Annotated in this window: 16 protein-coding genes and 2 riboswitches; of the genes, 15 read left to right on the forward strand and 1 reads right to left on the reverse strand. The window is 44.9% G+C overall.

The features are described from left to right. The first annotated feature begins 28 nt into the window (after nt 1-28). From asnB to ACZ45G_RS10620, 6 genes are all read left to right on the forward strand, one after another. Nucleotides 29-1,927, forward strand: coding sequence for an asparagine synthase (glutamine-hydrolyzing) (gene asnB, locus ACZ45G_RS10595; protein ID WP_464177828.1), 1,899 nt, complete (start codon nt 29-31; stop codon nt 1,925-1,927). A 9-nt stretch (nt 1,928-1,936) separates the two neighbouring features. After that, the gene (locus ACZ45G_RS10600; protein WP_464177830.1) at nt 1,937-3,067 is read left to right on the forward strand and encodes a glycosyltransferase family 2 protein; all 1,131 of its coding nucleotides are present in this window, start codon (nt 1,937-1,939) and stop codon (nt 3,065-3,067) included. A 75-nt stretch (nt 3,068-3,142) separates the two neighbouring features. Beyond that, on the forward strand, nt 3,143-3,571 hold the full coding sequence (locus ACZ45G_RS10605; RefSeq protein WP_464177832.1) for a hypothetical protein: 429 nt from the start codon (nt 3,143-3,145) through the stop codon (nt 3,569-3,571). Between the two features lie 119 nt (nt 3,572-3,690). Next, a complete protein-coding gene (locus ACZ45G_RS10610; RefSeq protein WP_464177834.1) occupies nt 3,691-10,245 on the forward strand; it encodes an Ig-like domain-containing protein in 6,555 nt (2,184 codons plus the stop codon). A 139-nt stretch (nt 10,246-10,384) separates the two neighbouring features. Then, nucleotides 10,385-11,158 carry a metallophosphoesterase gene (locus tag ACZ45G_RS10615; RefSeq protein ID WP_464177836.1) on the forward strand — a complete coding sequence of 258 codons (774 nt, stop codon included), beginning with the start codon at nt 10,385-10,387 and terminating at the stop codon, nt 11,156-11,158. Nucleotides 11,159-11,229: 71 nt separating this feature from the next. Next, the gene (locus ACZ45G_RS10620; protein WP_464177838.1) at nt 11,230-11,721 is read left to right on the forward strand and encodes a hypothetical protein; all 492 of its coding nucleotides are present in this window, start codon (nt 11,230-11,232) and stop codon (nt 11,719-11,721) included. Between the two features lie 89 nt (nt 11,722-11,810). Here ACZ45G_RS10620 and ACZ45G_RS10625 read toward each other — a convergent pair whose 3' ends face one another. Further along, a complete protein-coding gene (locus tag ACZ45G_RS10625) occupies nt 11,811-12,389 on the reverse strand; it encodes a C-type lectin domain-containing protein (RefSeq protein WP_464177840.1) in 579 nt (192 codons plus the stop codon). A gap of 22 nt (nt 12,390-12,411) precedes the next feature. Beyond that, nucleotides 12,412-12,487, reverse strand: a riboswitch (cyclic di-GMP riboswitch). 805 nt (nt 12,488-13,292) lie between these two features. Then, nucleotides 13,293-13,370: riboswitch (cyclic di-GMP riboswitch) on the forward strand. 22 nt (nt 13,371-13,392) lie between these two features. On the opposite strand from ACZ45G_RS10625, the gene ACZ45G_RS10630 reads away from it, so the two are divergent. From ACZ45G_RS10630 to ACZ45G_RS10670, 9 genes are all read left to right on the forward strand, one after another. Next, nucleotides 13,393-14,124, forward strand: coding sequence for a PEP-CTERM sorting domain-containing protein (locus ACZ45G_RS10630; RefSeq protein ID WP_464177842.1), 732 nt, complete (start codon nt 13,393-13,395; stop codon nt 14,122-14,124). A gap of 265 nt (nt 14,125-14,389) precedes the next feature. After that, on the forward strand, nt 14,390-15,598 hold the full coding sequence (locus ACZ45G_RS10635; RefSeq protein ID WP_464177844.1) for a type II secretion system F family protein: 1,209 nt from the start codon (nt 14,390-14,392) through the stop codon (nt 15,596-15,598). Nucleotides 15,599-15,601: 3 nt separating this feature from the next. Next, nucleotides 15,602-17,338 carry a GspE/PulE family protein gene (locus ACZ45G_RS10640; protein WP_464177846.1) on the forward strand — a complete coding sequence of 579 codons (1,737 nt, stop codon included), beginning with the start codon at nt 15,602-15,604 and terminating at the stop codon, nt 17,336-17,338. Continuing rightward, a complete protein-coding gene (pilM, locus tag ACZ45G_RS10645) occupies nt 17,335-18,267 on the forward strand; it encodes a type IV pilus biogenesis protein PilM (RefSeq protein ID WP_464177848.1) in 933 nt (310 codons plus the stop codon). The genes ACZ45G_RS10640 and pilM overlap by 4 nt, the downstream gene beginning before the upstream one ends. 13 nt (nt 18,268-18,280) lie before the next feature. Next, nucleotides 18,281-18,841: a PilN domain-containing protein gene (locus tag ACZ45G_RS10650; protein ID WP_464177850.1), complete on the forward strand. Its 561-nt coding sequence runs from the start codon at nt 18,281-18,283 to the stop codon at nt 18,839-18,841. Continuing rightward, the gene (pilO, locus tag ACZ45G_RS10655; RefSeq protein ID WP_464177852.1) at nt 18,825-19,352 is read left to right on the forward strand and encodes a type 4a pilus biogenesis protein PilO; all 528 of its coding nucleotides are present in this window, start codon (nt 18,825-18,827) and stop codon (nt 19,350-19,352) included. The genes ACZ45G_RS10650 and pilO overlap by 17 nt, the downstream gene beginning before the upstream one ends. Then, on the forward strand, nt 19,349-19,918 hold the full coding sequence (locus ACZ45G_RS10660) for a hypothetical protein (RefSeq protein ID WP_464177854.1): 570 nt from the start codon (nt 19,349-19,351) through the stop codon (nt 19,916-19,918). The genes pilO and ACZ45G_RS10660 overlap by 4 nt, the downstream gene beginning before the upstream one ends. Next, nucleotides 19,908-22,049 (forward strand): SPOR domain-containing protein, encoded by a 2,142-nt coding sequence (locus tag ACZ45G_RS10665; RefSeq protein ID WP_464177856.1) that lies wholly within the window; start codon nt 19,908-19,910, stop codon nt 22,047-22,049. The genes ACZ45G_RS10660 and ACZ45G_RS10665 overlap by 11 nt, the downstream gene beginning before the upstream one ends. Beyond that, nucleotides 22,039-22,497, forward strand: coding sequence for a prepilin-type N-terminal cleavage/methylation domain-containing protein (locus ACZ45G_RS10670; protein WP_464177858.1), 459 nt, complete (start codon nt 22,039-22,041; stop codon nt 22,495-22,497). Before ACZ45G_RS10665 ends, ACZ45G_RS10670 begins: the two co-directional genes overlap by 11 nt. Nucleotides 22,498-22,499: the final 2 nt, after the last annotated feature.

Here is a 22,499-nt window from a genome sequence, read left to right on the forward strand (position 1 = left end):
CAAATATCTGATATGGGGGGTGCTTAACGTGTGTGGGATTTTTGGAGTTGTTTCCACAAAACCTTTGGAAATTGATATAGAAAAGCATACTCATAAATTATCCCATCGGGGACCGGATGATTTCGGGATTCACAGGGATGAGTATGCAGGGCTGGGGCACAGGCGTCTCAGTATTATAGACCTTGAAGGCAGTAAACAGCCCATCTACAATGAAGACCGGACAAAATGCATTATTTTCAACGGAGAAATCTATAATTTTCAGGAATTGCGGAAAACTTTAATCGCAAAGGGACATCAATTTACCACAAACGGGGATACGGAAACCATTTTGCATGCCTACGAACAATGGGGCAGCAAATGTGTTGACCGCCTGCGGGGAATGTTTGCTTTTGCCATCTGGGATTTGAATAAAAAAAAGCTTTTCATTGCCCGTGACCGGTTGGGGATCAAACCTCTTTTCTATGCCCATCACCAGGGCAGATTCTATTTTGCCTCGGAGATGAAGGCGATCCTTGCCGATCCGTCCTTTCCGAGAAAGATAGATGAACTGGCCCTTACCTCCTATTTTTCCTATTCCTATATCCCAGCTCCGTTAACCATTTTTGCCGATATCCGAAAATTGGAGCCAGGTCACACGATCACCTGGGCGAGAGGCAATTTTAAAATGGAAAAATTTTGGGATCTGCAGTTTGCCCCGGAGCGGAAAAGAAGCGAGACGTATTATACGGATACCTTCATGGGGCTGCTTCAGGAAGCTGTTGATCTGCGGATGATCAGTGACGTGCCTTTGGGGGCATTCTTGAGCGGCGGCATCGACTCCAGTGCGATTGTGGCGCTGATGAGCAAGGCAAGCACGAGTCCTGTTAATACGTTTTGTATCGGCTTTGGTGGTAACACCGGCGGATATCTGGATGAACGGGGTTACGCAAGGCAGGTGGCAGAAAGATATAACACCAACCATAAAGACTATGAAGTGATGATGAACCCGGACGGTTTGATTGAAAAAATTGTCCGGGCCTTTGATGAGCCCTTTGCCGATGATTCTACGATCCCATCCTATTTTGTTTGCAAGGTTGCCAGGGAAAATGTTACAGTTGCTCTTTCTGGACTGGGAGGAGATGAAATCTTTGCTGGTTATGAGCGGTATCTGGGGTTTAAGCTTCGCGGCGTATATAATAAGGTGCCGTCGTTTATAAGAAGCAAGATCATTGCCCGGATCGTCGCAAGACTTCCTGAACGGGCGGATGGTCATTATACTATTAATCACATGAAACGGTTTGTCAGATCCAGTGAACTGAGTTCTGACCGATGCTACTTAAGTTATCTGTCGATCCTTAAAGATGACCTGCGTCGGGATTTGTTTGCTGATCGAAAGCGGTTCATCAAGTATCACAAGTCCTGTGATGATATTTTTTTGCAGCATTTTAACAGTGACAATGTTGAAGGGGATAAAAATTCAGTGGATCGTGCGCTTTACTGCGATTTGAAAACGTATCTGCCGGAAGATATCCTGGCCGTTACCGATCGCATGAGTATGCAGAACAGCCTGGAAGTAAGGGTGCCGTTTATCGATCATAAGTTTTTGGAATTTTGTGCCACGATTCCAATTGAGATGAGAATGAAAGGGTTTCAAAAAAAATATTTGTTGAAAAAAGCGAGCCGCCCACTTTTGCCCAAAGAGGTGCTTGATCATAGAAAACAGGGCTTTATCGGCCCAATGACCCAGTGGCTGAAGCATGATCTTAAGCCCTATGTTTTAGACACCTTAACAGAGAAAAACTTGGGGAAACATGGCCTGCTCAATTTTAATACCGTAAATAAGATTATTGAAGAGCATTTTTCCGGTAAGGAGATTCATGATACGCTGATCTGGTCTTTGCTGATTTTTCAAAAATGGTTTGATATTTATATGGAAGATGGGGAGTGAAATATTTTTATGACCGCTATTGAGTTCATTTTCATTGCTGTGCTTTTCTTGTCTGTTTATTCCTATGTTGTTTATCCCTTATTTTTGGGTGTTCTTGCAAAATTGTTTCGTCGTCAATGGAACAAAGGCGATTGCTCTCCAGCGGTGACGATTATCATTTCTGCCTATAATGAAGAAAAGGATATTGAAGAAAAAGTGAAGAATTCTTTTCTGCTGGATTATCCTCAAGACAAATTAGAGATTATTGTCAGTTCCGACGGGTCTGATGATAGGACAAATGAAATCGTTACCCGTATCAAGGACCAACGGTTAATTCTCAGGGAATTTACTGGCAGACTTGGCAAGACCGCCTGTTTAAACAAGGTGATTCCCGATGCTAAAGGCGAAATCGTTGTTTTTACGGATGCAAATTCCATGTTTGCCCCTGATATGCTCACGCATTTGGTGAGAAATTTTTATGATCCAGATATCGGGGCTGTCAGCGGGTGGACGAAATATTGTAATCCAGATTCCGGAGAAGAGACCACCGGCCTCTATGCAAAATTAGAGAAGAAAACAAAGCTGGACGAGAGTATGGTCTCGTCTTGTGTGGGCGCTGACGGCGCAATTTTTGCCATTCGAAAAGAACTCTATATCCCGCTGGGGCCCAATGATATTAATGACTTTATCATTCCGCTGAATGTCGTAAAACAAAGGAAACGAGTGATCCTTGATGAGAATATTTTCTGTATTGAGGAGACCACCAGGGGAATAAAAAATATTTACAGCAGACAAGTTCGTATTACCACACGAACTGCCTGGGCCATCCGACGCAATATTGATTTGTTAAATGTTTTTAAATATGGGAGCTTTTCGTTCCTTCTGCTTTCCCATAAGGTTCTTCGACTGTTAACTCCGTTTTTTTTGCTGAGTGCGTTTGTTCTGAATATGTTTATACTGCTAAAGTCTCCTTTTTATGTTGTCACCCTGGCAGGGCAGTTCCTTTTTGGGCTTACAGGACTGCTGGCGCTTTTGGGCTTTGGCAGCGGCAGTTTAGTTTCGATCTGTAAATATTTTCTCGTTACCTTTGCCGCCCAATTTGTTGGCTGCCTTCGAATGACCATTGGCCTTGAAGATATTGTTTGGACCCCGAAAAGATGAATCGTCTTGAATGGCATCAATTTTGCTTATTGGGTTATTAACAAAAATTAGCAGTATGCAATTTAGGAGAATAGTATGAATCGTTTTTTTACAGGTTGGAATATCAGAAAGTTGGGGTTCGTTTTGATCGTAGTCGTTTTTTGTTTTTTCCCTTTGCAGCAGAGTATTGCAGCAGACGACTGCACTGCAACCTTTTCCTGGCTTGACAGCAATAGTTCTACTGTTAAAGGGTATAAACTTTATTATGGTCAGACCGCTGGAACCTATACTGGGTCTTTTGATGCAGGCAAACCTGAACCTGACACAGACGGGCGTATCAGGGTTATCGTTACAGGGCTTACCTGCGGCCAGCAATACTATTTCGCAGGCGTATCTTATAACAATGATGATGTTGAAAGCGGCTATTCAATTGAGGTTGCTGTAACCCCTACTGAAGTAGTCTCCGGATCTCCTATTGCTGGAGAGGTCCCTGGATCTCCTACTAATTTGATTGTTATTGAGTAACATATTCTATCTTCAGAAATGGCTGAATGGGAGAAATTAGCTATGACTATGAAATATCGAATATGGTTACTACATAGTTTAAATCATGCATTTTGTTTTAGGAGCCGAGGAGGCTTGGTATGAAGAAAAATCTTAAATGTTTCTTAATTACATTTTTTATAATTGCAATATGCAGTAATTATCTGCATGCCTCTGACTTAAAGTGGAATGCTTCAACAGGAGAGGTTACAGGGTATAAAATTTATTATGGTATTTCCCAGGGAAGTTACTCTTTCAGTGAGGATGTTGGGAATGTGACACAATATTCTTTGAATAATTTTTCCCTAAGCGAGGGTACACTCTATTATTTTGTGGTACGGGCATATAATGCTGCGGGAGAGAGCGGCAACTCAAATGTGACAACCTATACCGTATCAGGTGATGGCGATACAACGCCTCCATTATCCCCTGTCGGTGCTTCGGGTGTAATTGAAAATGGAAATATTTTATTGACGTGGACACCCAACAGTGAACCGGATATTTCTTTATACAGAGTGTATTATGGTACTTCAAGCAGAAATTACGGGCTTCCAATACCGGTGGTGGGGACGGAGTATTCACTCTCCGGATTGAATACAGATACAACATATTACCTTGCTATAACCGCTGTTGACAGTTCCGGAAATGCGAGTGGTTATTCTTCGCCTGAAATTATAAAAGCAATAACTGTGGCTGGCGAAAGTCTCCCGAGGCCCCTGCTAGAATGGGATGCTGTAACAGGGGATGTGTCGGGGTATAAAATTTATTATGGTACCACAGCAGGAAATTATACTGAAAACATCGATGTTGGAGATGTTACCCAGTATTCATTGGTTAATTTCCAATTAACTCCTGGTACACCTTATTATTTTACTATTAAAGCATATAATGCCTACGGGGAAAGTGGAAATTCCAATGCTGCAACATATACAATTGGAGAATTGGAAGATTTAGTAGCACCATCGGTTTCTATTGAATCCCCAACTACAGATCCAACCTATGGAACAAAATCAGACAGTCTTAATATAAGCGGTACAGCCTCGGATGCTGTAGGGGTCACCCAGGTGGCTTGGACCAACTCAATGGGTGGGTCAGGCATTGCCACCGGAACAACCAGCTGGAGTACGGCTGGTATAACCCTGGCAGAGGGTGAGAACGTGATTACCGTAACCGTCAGTGATGAGGCGGGAAACACGTCAACAGATATCCTGACAGTGGTGTCTACAATACCAGACACGACAGCCCCGGCGGTGAGCATTACTTTACCGACAACAGAAACAACTTTTACGACCAACCAACCAACAATTGAAATTTCAGGAACTGCATCAGATAATGTTGGTGTAACACAGGTTGATTGGTGGAGTTCTGCTGGTGCTGGAGGGGTTGCCGCAGGTACTGTGAATTGGATTGTTGATACGATCTATCTCATTGAAGGCGAAAATGTGATAACCATTACCGCCAGAGATGAGGCAGGGAATGAATCAATAGATACGCTTACCGTGGTGTATACAATACCAGACACGACAGCACCTGTAGTAAGGATTACTTCACCAACCTGGGGAGCTAATTATGGCATAGATTCAGATAAAATAAATATAGGTGGCGTGGCATCAGATGACGTGGGGTTAAATAAAATTATTTGGTCAAATGCCACGGGTGGATCCGGAATAGCGAATGGTACAGAGAGCTGGAGTATAGAAGGTATATCTCTTGTTAGAGGTGCTAATTTAGTTACTGTTACAGCCAGTGATTTAGCAGGCAATACATCGACCGGAACCTTAACAGTGTGGTATGAATCAATTGATATAATAGCTCCTGATGTAACTATTACGTTACCAACTTCCGGTGCATCATATGGGACAGAGAGCAACACCCTGAACATCGGCGGAACTGCGTCGGATGCCATAGGTGTTTCCCAGGTAGCCTGGACCAACTCAAGGGGCGGATCGGGAAATGCTACAGGAACAACCAGCTGGAGCGTAGCTGGTATAGCTTTGGCCGTGGGTGAGAACATCATCACCGTGAACGTTAGGGACGAGGCGGGAAACACCTCCGTCGAGACCCTGACAGTGACGTACACAATACCAGACACGACAGCACCGGCTGTTACGATCACATCCCCGACCACCGGGACCACCTATGCGACCGGGTCCAACACCCTGAACATCGGCGGAGCTGCATCGGATGCCATTAGTGTTACCCAGGTGGCCTGGACCAACTCAAGGGGCGGATCCGGCACGGCAACTGGTACAACCAGCTGGAGCGTAGCTGGTATAGCCCTGGCCGTGGGTGAGAACGTCATCACCGTGAACGTTAGTGATGAGGCGGGTAACACGTCCGCCGAGACCCTGACAGTGACGTACACAATACCTGACACGACCGCACCGGCTGTTACGATCATGTCCCCGACCACCGGGATCACCTATGCAACCGGATCCAACAGCCTGAACATAGGCGGAACCGCATTGGATGCATTTGGTGTCACCCAGGTGGCCTGGTCCAACTCAAGGGGTGGATCAGGTACAGCCACAGGCACAACCAGCTGGAGCGTAGCTGGTATAGCCCTGGCCGTGGGTGAGAATGTCATTACCGTGAACGTCAGGGACGAGGCGGGTAACACGTCCGCCGAGACCCTGACAGTGACGTACACAATACCTGACACGACCGCACCGGCTGTTACGATCATGTCCCCGACCACCGGGATCACCTATGCAACCGGATCCAACAGCCTGAACTTAGGCGGAACAGCGTCAGATGCCATCGGCGTCACCCAGGTGGCCTGGACCAACTCAAGGGGCGGATCAGGTATAGCAACAGGCACAACTTCCTGGAGCGCAGCCGGTATAGCTTTGGGAGAGGGCGAGAACGTCATCACCGTGAACGTCAGGGACGAGGCTGGTAATGCTTCCACCGGTACGCTGACAGTGGAGTATACAATACCTGACACGACAGCACCGGCAGTTACGATCACGTCCCCGACCACCGGGACCACCTATGCAACAGGATCCAACAGCCTGAACTTAGGCGGAACAGCGTCGGATGCCATTGGTGTTACCCAGGTGGCCTGGACCAACTCAAGGGGCGGATCAGGAAATGCTACTGGAACAACCAGCTGGAGTGCTACCGGTATAGCCCTGGCCGAGGGTGAGAATGTCATCACCGTGAACGTTAGGGACGAGGTGGGTAATGCTTCCACCGGTACGCTTACAGTGGTGTATACAATACCTGACACGACAGCACCGGCAGTTACGATCACGTCCCCGACCACCGGGACCACCTATGCAACCGGGTCCAATAGCCTGAACCTCGGCGGAACCGCATCGGATGCCATTGGTGTTACCCGGGTGGCCTGGTCCAACTCAAGGGGCGGATCAGGAAATGCTACTGGAACAACCAGCTGGAGCGTAGCTGGTATAACTTTGGCCGAAGGTGAGAATGTCATCACCGTGACCGTCAGTGACGAGGCGGGCAATACTTCCGTCGAGACCCTGACAGTAATGTACACAATACCTGACACGACAGCACCTATAGTAAGGATTACTTCACCAACCTGGGGAGCTAATTATGGCATAGATTCAGATAAAATAAATATAGGTGGCGTGGCATCAGATGACGTGGGGTTAAATAAAATTATTTGGTCAAATGCCACGGGTGGATCCGGAATAGCGAATGGTACAGAGAGCTGGAGTATAGCAGGCATATCTCTTGTTAGAGGTGCTAATTTAGTTACTGTTACAGCCAGTGATTCAACAGGCAATACATCGACCGGAACCTTAACCGTGTGGTATGAACCAATTGATATAATAGCTCCTGATGTAACTATTACGTTACCAACTTCCGGCGCATCATATGGGACAGAGAGCAACACCCTGAACATCGGCGGCACAGCCTCGGATGCCATAGGCGTTACCCAGGTGGCCTGGTCCAACTCAAGGGGCGGATCTGGCACGGCCACAGGAACAACCTCCTGGAGCGTTGCCGAGATAGCTTTGGGTGAGGGTGAGAACGTGATCACCGTGAACGTCAGTGACGAGGCGGGTAACACTTCCACCGGTATCCTGACCGTGGTGTATACAATACCTGACACGACCGCACCTGCGGTTACGATCACATCCCCGACTACCGACGCCACCTTTGCAACCGGGTCCAACACCCTGAACATAGGCGGTACAGCGTCGGATGCCATTGGTGTCACCCAGGTAGCCTGGTCCAACTCAAGGGGCGGATCCGGAAATGCTACAGGAACAACCAGCTGGAGTGCTACCGGTATAGCCCTGGCCGTGGGTGAGAATGTCATCACCGTGAACGTCAGGGACGAGGCGGGTAACACGTCCGTCGAGACCCTGACAGTGGTGTACACAATGCCAGACACGACCGCACCTGCTGTTACGATCACGTCCCCGACCACCGGGACCACCTTTACAACCGGCTCGAACACCCTGAATATCGGCGGTACCGCGTCGGATGCTCTGGGCGTCACCCAGGTGGCTTGGTCCAACTCAAGGGGCGGATCCGGCACTGCAACAGGCACAACTTCCTGGAGCGTTGCCGGTATAGCCCTGGCTGTGGGTGAGAACGTGATTACCGTGAACGTCAGGGACGAGGCTGGTAATGCTTCCACCGGTACGCTGACAGTGGTGTATACAATACCTGACACGACAGCACCGGCAGTTACGATCACGTCCCCGACCACCGGGACCACCTATGCAACAGGATCCAACAGCCTGAACTTAGGCGGAACAGCGTCGGATGCCATTGGTGTTACCCAGGTGGCCTGGACCAACTCAAGGGGCGGATCAGGTACAGCTACTGGAACAACCAGCTGGAGCGTAGCTGGTATAGCTTTGGCCGAGGGTGAGAACATCATTACTGTGAACGTTAGGGACGAGGTGGGTAATACTTCCGTTGAGACCCTGACAGTGACGTACACAATACCAGACAGGACCGCACCAGCTGTTACGATCACATCCCCGACTACCGGGACCACCTATGCGACCGGGTCAAATAGCCTGAACTTAGGCGGAACCGCGTCGGATGCATTTGGCGTCACCCAGGTGGCCTGGACCAACTCAAGGGGCGGATCAGGTACAGCTACTGGAACAACCAGCTGGAGCGTAGCTGGTATAGCTTTGGCCGAGGGTGAGAACATCATTACTGTGAACGTTAGGGACGAGGTGGGTAATACTTCCGTTGAGACCCTGACAGTGACGTACACAATACCAGACAGGACCGCACCAGCTGTTACGATCACATCCCCGACTACCGGGACCACCTATGCAACCGGGTCAAATAGCCTGAACTTAGGCGGAACCGCGTCGGATGCATTTGGCGTCACCCAGGTGGCCTGGACCAACTCAAGGGGCGGATCAGGTACAGCTACTGGAACAACCAGCTGGAGCGTAGCTGGTATAGCTTTGGCCGAGGGTGAGAACATCATTACTGTGAACGTTAGGGACGAGGTGGGTAATACTTCCGTTGAGACCCTGACAGTGACGTACACAATGCCAGACACGACCGCACCTGCTGTTACGATCACGTCCCCGACCACCGGGACCACCTATGCAACCGGGTCAAATAGCCTGAACTTAGGCGGAACCGCGTCGGATGCATTTGGCGTCACCCAGGTGGCCTGGACCAACTCAAGGGGCGGATCAGGTACAGCTACTGGAACAACCAGCTGGAGCGTAGCTGGTATAGCTTTGGCCGAGGGTGAGAACATCATTACTGTGAACGTTAGGGACGAGGTGGGTAATACTTCCGTTGAGACCCTGACAGTGACGTACACAATACCAGACACGACCGCACCAGCTGTTTCGATCACGTCCCCGACCACCGGGACCACCTATGCAACCGGGTCCAACACCCTGAACATCGGCGGAACAGCGTCGGATGCATTCGGTGTCACCCAGGTAGCTTGGTCCAACTCAAGGGGCGGGTCCGGCACGGCCACAGGAACAACCTCCTGGAGCGTTGCCGAGGTAGCTTTGGGTGAGGGTGAGAACGTGATCACCGTGAACGTAAGGGACGAGGCGGGTAACACGTCCGCCGAGACCCTGACAGTGGTGTACACAATGCCAGACACGACCGCACCTGCTGTTACGATCACGTCCCCGACCACCGGGACCACCTATGCAACAGGATCCAACAGCCTGAACTTAGGCGGAACTGCATCGGATGCCATAGGCGTTACCCAGGTGGCCTGGACCAACTCAAGGGGCGGGTCTGGCATAGCAACAGGCACAACTTCCTGGAGCGTTGCCGGTATAACCCTGGCCGAGGGTGAGAATGTTATCACCGTTACGGTTAGTGATGAGGCGGGTAACACTTCCACCGATATCCTGGCCGTAGAGTTTACAATACCTGTGTTTACGGATATTCAAGCGCCTGCATTACAAGTGAATGAACCGACAACAGGAGGGTTCTTTTTTACAAGGCAAGCCACTGTTAAATTTGCCGGAACCGCTTCGGATAATATAAGAGTAAAATCGGTTAAATGGGCTATTAGACAGGCTGGAAATGGTGTAGCAAGTGGAACCTCTAACTGGGAAGCTGCAAGTGTTCCATTGGCGAGGTATTGGAATAATGTAACCATAACTGCTGAAGATGAAGCCGGAAATAAAACTGATTACACCTTCAGAATTTTCTCATGGCGATAACATTAAAATAAAATAATTTGTCAGAAAGCCGGAGCTTCCAAGGGAGTTCCGGCTTTCTTTATTTTATTAAACCGAAAGATTTGATCTGGGTGAATATTTCTGAGTGTTTAAACTGCGATACATAATTATGAGTTTTTTTGTGGGGTTATTTGTATATGGCAGCTGCATTGAGCCCAATTGGATTAAGATCAGGCAGGTAAGGATAGACAGGGAGTATGTAAATGATGCCCTCAAAGGCAAAAAAATTATTCTTCTTTCAGACCTGCATCTGTCCGGGTTTGGAAAGACAGAAATTAAATTATTGGACAGGATTGATCATATTAATCCTGATTTGATATTTCTGACTGGCGATTATATAAAGTGGAAAGGCAGCAATAGGTCCGCCCTAAAGTTTCTGTCCCGGTTAAAGGCTAAACACGGGGTTTTTGCCGTGATGGGAGACTATGACTATTCCGACTCAAAAAACAGTTGTCTTTTCTGCCATGAAAAAGGAAGCGGCAAGCCCACAAGGGAGCATAATGTCATTATGCTGAGGGATTCTTTATATGAACTCGATATCGGCGGTAAAAAGATCAGAATTGCCGGCATGGACAACGGGTATGATGCTTTTAAGGAAATTGACAGTTCTGCCGCTAAGGATTCTCTTCTGGTGGTATTAAGCCACAGTCCTCTGAATTTTGACAAATTTTCTCCCAAAGATAAGGTCATCATGCTTTCCGGTGATACCCATGGCGGGCAGGTTAAGCTCCCCCTGTGGCTGTTTAAGCTTTTGGGATATGAGAAAAATGTAAAATACAATTACGGGTTATACAATCAAGGAAATAAAACCATGTATGTAACAAGGGGAATCGGTACAAGTCATTTTAAGTTCCGGCTTTTTTGCCCGCCGGAAATTGCGGTGATCCGGTTGTAGCCATGAAACGAATGTTTAGACTCATTTTTATTCTGTTTTTTTGTTTATCTTTTCTTGGTGCCTGTGAAAAGATGGAACATAAAACACTTGTGCTCCATGATTTTGAATCAGAATCTGCTCTTGATGAGTTTCATTGGCAATGTCACACCCTTTTTTCCTTTTCAGACAAGTATGCGGTTCATGGTGAAAAATCATTGAGGCTTGAACTGTTTCCCTCATCCTATCCGGGTCTTTCTCCTGCCTTGAAGCATAATGACTGGAGAAATTATCAGTTCTTTGGTTTTGAAGTGTATAATCCGGCGCCTGAAAAGATCAAACTGATTTTGAGAATTGACGATAAAAAAGAATCCTTAGAATACAAGGACAGATATAATAAGAGCTTTGTGATACTGCCAGGAGCCAATTCTTTGAAAATACCTTTGGACAGTTTGATTACATCTGGAACCAACAGGCCCCTGGAGCTTAAAAATATTTACAAATTTCTGATCTTCATGTCACATCCGGATGAGAATCATGTGTTGTTCCTGGATTATTTCCGGTTGATACCCATCCGGTCAAATTAAGTTTTTTTTAAAGAAGTGAAAATAAGCAAGGGCGGAATTTTTTTGATAAATTCCGCCCTTTTTAGCTTAAAGTTTATGAAACTTTGTTTTTACATTTTCTTTCTACTGACACCTGCAAGTCCTATAAGGCCAAGGCCCAGAAGAACCATTGTGGCAGGTTCCGGCACAGGAGACATTTCCATGATATAGCCGGCGATGTTGGAACTGCCGTGTTCGTCATTCCAATTCCATCCATATCTCGACCAGGCACCCAGGTGATATTCATTTCTGGAATTCCAGTCGTTGGGTTCATCACTGATCTCGGTTTCCCAAGCAACGTAATCCCACTCCTCTCCGGTAACCCAACTCCACCCGTCCGATGCATTCTTAGCACCTGTCGCTTGAATACCGCCAAGCCACCATTCACCAGACAAACTGGCCATGGCAGTGGACATAGCGGTTTGTTCTTCTACGCTGGTAATGGTAGCCAGGTGAAACAGACCAGTGGAGTCATTGTTCAATATGTCCTGTCGGGCATCATCCCATGTGTAAGGGCTCCAGTCAGCGCTATTTTCGATTGTAATATAGGTGTGGCCATTCCAATCCCATGTGATTGCACTGGCAGTTCCTGCAAACATTAAAAATACTGTTAAGACCAATAAAAATCCTGAGCGTTTCTTCATCTTCATAAGATATCCTTTTTTGGTGCATCAAGGTAACCGGCTGTTCTTTTTAGAACCCTTTGGCTTTCCGTGCCAGCCTTCCGACTGGTTTGGCTTTGTCTTGGCGTTTAGTAGTTGTCCCGGAACTATAGACATTATAATTCCTAAGTTTCCATTTATGTGCTTGTAATCAAATTTAAAGCAATATTTATATTAAAGTTGATGATAAGGGAAGTAATAAAATTTCTAGTTTGATTACAGTGGGTTGGCATGGTGTTAGCGAGTTTTACTTAAATGATCAGCGTCAGTTATAATTACCGCAGGGAAAAAATAATTGTCGTTGATGAGAGGGATGCAAAAAATCTTTTTTTACCCAGCCAAAAAGAATGTCCAAGACTCCAAAATGATGGCCGTAAATATAGGAAGCTTTACAGAAATTGTCAGGCTCTGATGAAGTCTTTTTACTCTGGGTGTTTTTTGGGCTTTTATTATAGGTAGTAGCTATGCTTCACATGTGTTGGGTGCAGGCGGGGCTACCCAAACCCAGGAAATAGGTTCTTCAGAATCGACTAATCAGTGTGATTCTGATTAATAAAAGGAGCGATTTTTTTTGTCCGGTTCGAAGGTATCAGAAACGATAGTTTTTAATGAACTGAATAAATAAGAAGTTAATTGCATAATAATTTATGGTATTAACCTCTTAAAATTAGGAACTTATTTTCATAGTTATTTCTTAAGTAGAATTTAATTGATTGATAAAACAGGAAAAAAATAACTCTTATTTAAAATTTTTAGATTTTTTAATTTCTATTATATCAGTCTGTTAATTATTTATTTGCTGAATTTTAGGGCCAAAACGCAACATAACAATATGACCGTTCTGCACTATGGCACATGTGTTGCAGTATGTCTAATTAAGAAAAAATTAAATACCTTAGAGGCCAAACCTGATGTGAGTCAGGGGCGGAAAGCCAACGGATCTTATGGGAAGATGGCCGGGTTGCAAGAGGCAAAAACAAGAGGTGATCACATGTTGAAATTGATAAAGGTTTTTTTGATCTCAATCGTAGGATGTTTTTTACTGGCTGGAAGCGCAATGGCAATGAGTTTTACACAAGATTATTGGACGAATACAGATTCGACTACTGGTGCTAATGGTGAGGCAACGTTTAACATAACTGTAGAACAAGCTGGCTATGAGTCTACATTTGGACTTTATTCAGTAAATGAAGCAGGCGATACGATTCTTGACGAGTATGAGGTTTTTTCCCTAGGTAACGAGGTAGGGACATCAAAAGGCCTCAACTTTAAACTGACTTCAGGTTTGTGGAGCGTGCAACTTTTCAATTATACAACAAATTCAGTAGAAAAAGACTGGTATGAATTTACAAATGTTTTTGGTTTTTACTATGGTGTAGACACCGGTACTGATAGCCATTATGCCAATGATGAGACTGATGTTGAATCCGGTACAATTGACTTTTTCTTTTATACAGATACACTGTTTAACAAATTAGCAGATGGTACGTCTTATGATACTGATATTGAACATATAGGTACCACGTGGGTTAACGACAGTCATGTGACAGTGTATTTAGATGACCAAGGATCTACAAGAGACCCTAGTCCTGATCGTGACTTTACTGATATGACTATCACTGGCGATGACTTAAGACCTGCCGTTCCAGAACCTGCCACGCTGGTACTTTTAGGCTTTGGCCTTTTAGGCCTTGCTGGTATTACCCGCAGAAAAGTTAGCTAATATTTGAAATAGTCAAAGATTAGTTAAAATAGAACAAAACCGGACTTTTTATAAAAAAGTCCGGTTTTGCTTTTTTGGGGGGAAACCCTGGTATGGCGCATAGCGCATGGCAGCACCATTTTGAGAAAAATTTCGATAATAAGTTTGAGATTGCATGAATTGATCTATGCCGGTATTGCTGGAATCTTTTTCTAATTAATGATAATGATATGGTCAAATCATATGGTTTATTGGTCTTAAGACCACAAAGCAAGGTGACTCGTTTATGCCGACCTACAAATGCAAGATCGCTTCTCTGAATGGGGAAATGGTTGAAAAGATAATACAATCCGGTTCTGTCTCCTCCTTAAAAAAACAGGTGGCTTTAGACGGGGGATTTCTTGTGAAGGCTGAAAAGGCCGATCAAGGCCCCTTGCTGATTTCATTTTTCACCAGGCAAACGATAAATCCCAAGGATTTTTACTCATTTAATCAGGAGTTTTTGACTTTGCTGCGGGCAGGGCTTCCGGTTGTTATCGCCCTGGACGGCATTATTGAAAAACAGACGGAAAAGTTTTTTTCCAGGACTTTAAAAACTATCCGGGATGATATTTCCGGCGGAGAATCGATTTCCACTGCCTTTGAAAAACATGAAACTATTTTTTCACCTCTTTATATCGCCACTCTGAGGTCCGGGGAGGCAAGCGGGAACATACCCGATGCCGTGGAGGAATTCCTTGTCTACTTTGAACGATCCATTCAGATCAAGCAAAAAATAAAAACGGCTTCCGTATATCCTATTATCCTGGTTTGCTGTTCTATTTTTGTGGTAATGTTTTTAATGATTTTTGTGGTGCCCACCATCACCGGCACCTTTGTCTCATCCGGGTCAAAATTGCCGCTTTTTACCCGGATATTACTCGATTTCAGTGATTTGATCCGGAACTATTTTCTGCTGGGGGGTGGCGGCATTATTTTACTGATTTTGGGGATTTCCTATTATCTAAGATCGGACCAGGGCAGATTGAATTTTGATACCCTTTATCTGAAACTGCCGTTTCTTGGTAATCTGTCCGTTCTCTATTCCACCTCTCTTTTTACCTCTTCTCTTTCAACGGTTCTCATGGGGGGGCTTCCCCTGAACCAGGCATTGCATATTTCAAAGGGCGTCATTAAAAACAGGTTTATGCTGGCGGGCATAGAAAAGGCCATACGCTCCATTGAACAGGGCAGGGGCTTTGCCCAGGCATTTGGTGAGTATAGTACTTTTCCGGACATGGCATTGAGAATGATGGCGGCAGGAGAAGAGGGCGGGGGACTTGAAAAAGTATTAAAGGATATTGCCCGGTTCTTCGATAGAGAGGTGGAGGGTAAGCTTTCAATATTGACCTCCACCATTGAGCCTGTTCTCATGGTTTTAATGGGGTTTATCATCGGGTTTATCATGCTGGCCATGTATATGCCTATTTTCCAGATGGCAGGAGCCCTTGGGTAAAAAATGAAATATTTTAATTTAAAGAAAAAAAAGAAAATTGGTCAATTGGCGGTGGAGCACGGGTTTATGACCGAGGAGCAAAAGACAACGCTTCTTGCCCGGAAAAATATTTCCGGGCGGATGCTGGGACAGCTTTTTATTGAAGAAGGACTGATCAATGATGAGCAGCTTGCCCAATTGATCGCAGAACAGTTTTCCTGCAAATATGCCAGGATAGACAGCATGAATGAACCTGAGCTGTTAAAACTTTTGAACCTTGATTTTATTGTAAAGAACCGGGTCGTTCCCTTCAGCTTTGCTGAAAATCATCTTGTTTTTGCCGTGGCAGACCCCATTGACTATTTCAGGGTGATTGAAGAAGTTGAAATTTTATTGGAGTATGATTTTTCTTTTGTGATTGTCAGTCAAAAAAAATTAAATAAATTTCTTAGGAAACTTGACACCTCCAGGGATCTTAGCAGTGTCTCCGAAGAGATGCGGCTGTCTGTGGTAAAAAAAGCTGACAATGGCGATTATGAAATCTCCTTTGAAAAAGTGGATTCAGAAGAGAGTCCTGTGGTGAAGCTGGTGGATTCAACCATTTTGGATGCCATTAACAAAGCGGCCAGTGATATTCACTTTGAGGGCACGGTGCAGGGACTTGTTATCCGATATCGGATTGACGGCATGCTCCACCAGATTACCGATCCCATGGATATGGGGAAGATGAATCCTGTGATATCCCGGTTAAAGGTGATGTCGGAGCTGGATATTTCGGAAAAGAGGGTGCCCCAGGACGGCAGGTTCAAGTTAAAGATCAAGGACAGGTTTATTGATTTTCGAATCTCTGTTTTACCGACCATTTATGGTGAAGATGCCGTGGTGCGGATTTTGGACCAAAAACGGATGGCACCGGCAAAGGGTGAGCTGAATCTTACCGGGATGGGTCTTGCTAAAAATGAATTATACAGATTACGCCGGCAGATTAAAGCCCCCTACGGCATGTTTTTAATGACCGGGCCAACGGGCAGCGGAAAAACCACTACCCTGTACCGGGCATTATCCGAAGTAAAAACCAAAGACACAAAAATTATCACCATTGAAGACCCGGTTGAGTATCAATTGGAAGGAATTACCCAGATACCGGTGAATGAAAAAAAAGGACTGACATTTTCCAGTGGATTGCGCTCCGTTTTGCGTCATGATCCTGACAAAATTTTGGTCGGGGAGATCAGGGATCGGGAAACGGCACAAATTGCGCTTCAATCTGCTTTAACCGGTCACCTGGTTTTTTCCACCGTTCATGCCAACTCTTCTTTTGAGGTGATCAACCGGTTTATCCACATGGGGATAGAACCCTATAACCTTGTCTCAGCGCTCAATTGCATCGTTGCCCAGCGATTGGTCCGGGTGCTTTGCGACTGTAAGATTAAGCAAAAAATTTCATTGGAAACCCTTGTTGAATCCGGGCTTGATCCGGAAAAATTTAAAAATATTACGCTTTTCGATGCTTATGGGTGTGAAAATTGCAAAGGGACAGGGTATAAGGGCCGGAAGGCAATTATTGAGCATGTTGAGCTGGACGGAGACCTTAGAGAAATGCTTATCAAACAGGTTTCAAGCTCTGTTCTGACAAAATATGCCCGGGGCAAAGGTGTTGTATTTTTAAGGGATGCTGCCATTAATGAAGTGATGAAAGGGGTTACCTCCCTGGAAGAAGCCAACAGGGTGACCTTTATTCATCAGAAAGATACAAGATGAAATTTTTTCCCAGTAACAGTTTAAAAACAGGCATTGAAATTTCCCAGGGAAATATTAAATCTGCCCTGCTCCTAAAAAAAAAGGAGGGGATTTTTATTAGAACCTTATCCCTTGTCAATATCCCGGAGGAGACCCTTAAACCCTCTTTTAAGATGGAAAATATTATTGATGAAAAGGCATTTCATTCCTGCCTGAAAAAATGCCGTAAAGAGATTGAATTTAAAAAAGCCGGTGTTGCACTGCCCGATGCTTCCATTAAAGTTCTCATCAAAGAGTTTAATGACCTGCCCAAAGGAGCCCGGGAAATCAATGAGCTAATTTTATGGACCGTTTCAAGCTCTTTACACCTGGATGTTGACCAAATACGGGTTTCCTGGAAAAGCATGGGCAGAAACCTGGAAAACAAACATGTCTTTCTCATTGCCCTGGGGATGGATGATGTTTTGGCCCAATATGAAAAAGCATTCAAAAGAGCCGGCATCACAGCTGAGGTGCTGGCACCTGCCGGTTTGAATCAATTTGATTTTTATTCGGCAATTCTTCCCCAAAAGGGAAGAATTGCCTATTTAGGCCTCTTTAATGACTTCTTGAATATCTTTGTGTTTGATGGGGGTATACCGATATTTTACAAATTGATTAAAAAAGGTTTTTTGAACAAAAAACATTCCAGTGCCATTGAGGATATTGATTTATTGATTCAGTATTTTTTTACGGAAAATCCAGACTTTGAAATTGAACGGTTCTACATCGCATCCCATATGAAATCCGTGGTCCAGGTTCAGCTAATCCTGCAGGACATGGGGCAGGCTGAATTTACCCTGATGGATGAAGAGCAGTTCATTGATTTTGAAACAAGCTCAACTGCAAATGCAGGTCCAATGCCGCTGCCGTTTTATTCAGGGGCTTTTGGCGCCGCAATGAGTTCCTAAAGGATAACAAAAAATGACCCCTTTAAACATAAATCTTGCGGCAGTCAAAAAATTTCCAAGGGAAATGCTTTTTGGCTTTATGGCTGTATTAATTTTTGCCACTGCAACCCTGACAACGGTCACCCTACAAGAATATAAGGCCAATAATACTGTTTTGAGGGTGTCTGAAAATTGGATTAAAGAAAATAACAAGAAGCAGGCCCAAAATAAACTTTTTGCCGAAAAAGCGAGTCCCGATACAAAGGAGTTTGAAAATCTCAAAAAGGATTTTTCTTATATAAAGGGTATTATAAATAAAAATATGTATTCTTTGCCACGGTTTTTGAGTGAGCTTGAAAAGCTCAAGCCTGAACGGGTGAATATCAATGAAGTGGGATTTGGTGAGAATCCAAAGGTGGTTACCCTTAAGGGGCGGTCAGATTTTGTAACGGCAGTTTCCTCTTTTTTAAATGCCCTGGACAAATCCCCTCGATTTCGGGTTGAATTATCAAAGGAAGAGATTCACGGGCAGGGGCAGATCGCTTTTGAATTAATGTTGGAATGGTTGGACGGGCCGGATGGAAAAAAAATATAAAATCATCATAGCTGTCTGTATAGTCGTCATCCTTGGCAACATTTATGCAAAATTTGCTGTCCTTGACGAACAGACTTATAAAATAGCCGTATTTCAAACGGTAATGTCTTCTTCCAGAAGCCAAAACCGGGTCAATATGGAAAAAAAATTAACCCCGGCTGAAAAAATGACATCAGATATGGAAAAAATTATCCGGCAAATTCCCCGGGCGCTTTCCTTTACCGAATTGGCCGCAAGAGTGAGATTTCTTATTGACAGGCACCAGCTTTCCGTGAAGGATTCTCTGGTCTTCAGACCTGAAAAAGCAGAAATGGCTGCCCTGGTAAAGTATCATACTCAATTTTCAGTGAATGGGAGTTATAAAAAAATTAAAGGATTTATATCGGACCTCCAGAATGTGCCGGGCCTTTTATATCTGGATTCGGTCAAAATAGCCAGGTCAGAGGAAAATGAGGCAGGGCTCAAGCTCAGCCTGGGGATAACCCTATTTTTTAAGCGAGGCAATTCATGACGACCAGCAGAAAAAATATGATTTTTTTTCTGGCTGCCGGACTCTTGATTCTGTCCATTGTATACAGGCTGCTCAATCCCTATGTGCAGCCCCGGGTGACCAGGCTGACCTATACGGGCAGTGTTCAATCTTCGGCAGTAATGAAAGATTCCCCTGCAAAGAAGTCTAAATCAAATGGTGCGAAGGGGCAGCTTGGAATTTTAAAACGAGTAAAAACCTCCCCAAGGGTGTATCGGGATTTGTTCGCTTTGTATAAATCACCCGAAACGCTCCAAAAAGAAAAGGCGGTTGTAACCCCGGCAGAACCTGCAGCTGCCGTTGAAAAGGATTCCATGGGCCAGGTTAAAGACTATATTGCCTCCTACAGATATTACGGAAGTTATCATAGTGGGGGTAAAAAGGCCGTTTTTCTATCCAAAAATAAATTGGTACTTGTTGCCAGAACAGGGGATCGCCTGGATGGAAAATATTTGATCGATGACATCCAGGATGATTTTATCAGGATTAAAGCATTGGAATTAAACGAAACAATAGATATTCACATAGGGGAGTTTAATGATGATTAGGAAGGCCTTGTTTCCAATGATGGTTTTAATTGCCTTTTTTGCAGGGTTGGTTTTGTTTCAGGGATGTGTTGCCAACACTGCAGAAAACATCAATCCCCAGAAATTGGCATTGGAAAAGGATTTTGATGGAGTGGTTCAGTATTATACCAAAGCCCATGAAGAATCCCCCAATGATCTTGAATTGAAACTCAAGCTCACGGCAGCAAAACAAAAGGCCTCCATGGCGCATATGCGCAAAGGTGAGGAACTAATATCAAAGAAGTACTACAGGGAAGCCATTGAAGAGCTTCAAATCAGTATTGCCTTTTATTCCTCCAATCACAGGGCCATTGAGCTGGTGGATAAAGTTAAAAAGATGAAAGAATCTTTTTATTATACCCAAAAGGGAAGTCAGCAGATAAAAACGGGTAGCTTTGACAACGCCAAAAAGTCATTTCAAAAGGCCATTGAGCTGGACGCGGGAAATGAGGACGCTAAATCTGCCTTTGCCAAATTTAAAAAAATGCCAAAGGATTTACCCGAGTACCGCCTTGACTTAAAAACAAATGCCCTCTTGTCCCTGAAATTTAAAAAAACCCCTGTCACAAATGTCTTTGAGATTTTATCCAAACTTGAGGGCATTAATTTTATTTTTGACAAGGATGTAAAAGAAACCAAAGTGACCCTGTTTACAACGGATGTCACTTTTGACAGGTTTCTGGATGTGCTGCTCAAAACAAATTCACTTCGAGCAAAGATGATCAACCAGAAGACCCTGCTGATTTATCCGGATACCCCGGCCAAGGCAAAGGAATATGATGAACTCTATGTTAAAACCTTTTATCTGTCCCATTTAAAAGCCAAAAACGCCATAGCGATTTTAACAAAAATTTTGAAAAGCAAAAATATTATTGCCAATGAAAAACTCAATGCCATTACCATCAGGGGCGAGAAAGGCAGTGTTGAAATGGCTGCCAGGCTCATTGAGGCAAATGACCGAATTCCTTCTGAAGTGGTTTTAAATGTTGAAATCATGGAAGTTACGAAAAGTAATGAACAAGAGTTGGGCCTGTCTATTTCTGATACCATTACCTTTGGGGTGAGTGAAGAAAGTGCCGGGATTACATATGACAGTGATTTTGGTTTTGCCGGCATGGCATCCTTTAGCGATATCAGCAAGATCACCAGCAAGGAATTGTACATGTCCCTGCCCACGGCCACCTTAAAACTGCTGAAAAAGGATGGAGACACACGGATTCTTGCCAAACCCCAGGTGCGGGTCAGCAGTTCGGAAAAAGCGACCATTCTCATCGGCGAAAAAGTGCCCCTGCGGTCCAACCGGAGTACCCAGACAGACGGATCAACCACCTATGATTATTTATACCAGGATGTCGGTGTAAAGCTTACCGTGGAACCTGTCATCAATATGTATGATCAAATAACCCTTAAAATGTATATTGAAATATCTGCCCTGGGCAGCAATGTGGGGACGGTGACAGATCCCCAATATTCCATCACTACTAGGACAACGGAAACGGTCTTGACCATCAATGATGGGGATTCTGTGATAATCGGCGGATTGATATCTGATACCGAAAGAGAAACCATCACAAAGATACCCTTTCTCGGAGATATACCGAGACTGGGCAGGCTTTTCTCGTCTGTGGCCAGTGACATTGAAAAGACCGATGTCCTCATGTCCATCACCCCCTTTGTTATTCGAAACCAGGATATCCCGGATTCAAACATCAGCGAATTCTGGTCAGGAAATGAAAATGAGGTGGCACTTGAGGAGTCGGTTGAGCAAACAATTGAACGAGCAACCAGCTTAAAAAAAGTCCCGGATGAAAATTTTATCCTGGTGGTTGGGGATGAGGCGTTTCTTCCCAGCGACGCCTATTTCAGTGTCCAGGTATACTCCAGCAAGGACCAGACAGATGCGGAAAACCGATCCTCTGAACTTGAGGGCATGGGATATAAAACCTGGGTCAGGCCTGCTGAAATTAAAGATAAGGGGACTTACTTCAGGGTTTTTGTTGACCAATATCCTTCTTATCAAACGGCGGAGACCGCCCGCGCTGAGATGTTAAACCAGGGAAGTTTTCCCCGAGACATCCATATAGTGGACAGGGCATATGTATATGGTGAATAATCAGACCGGTGTGACATTTATTGAGATGATGGCCACCCTTGCCATTATTTCCATTCTTGCCACGGGCATTTTACCCCTTTCCCAGGTGGTGTACAAAAGAACCAAAGAGATGGAATTGAAAAATAATCTCAGAATTATTCGACGGGCTCTGGATGCCCACAAGACCCTTGTGGATGAGAAGGTAATCCCAGTCGGCCCTGGGGCTTCCGGGTATCCGGAAACCCTTGAGATTCTGGTGGAAGGCGTTGATTTAAAAACAGCCACCGGGGAACGACGCAAATTTTTAAGAAGGGTTCCAAAGGATCCCATGGTTGAAGACGGGGAATGGGGGCTTAGATCCTATGCCGATGATTCGCAAAGCAGCATCTGGGGCGGGCAGGATGTGTATGATGTTTATTCTTTGAGTGACAAACAGGCCATAGACGGTTCCTATTACAGGGAGTGGTAGCC

The organism is Desulfoconvexum algidum, from assembly GCF_055382125.1.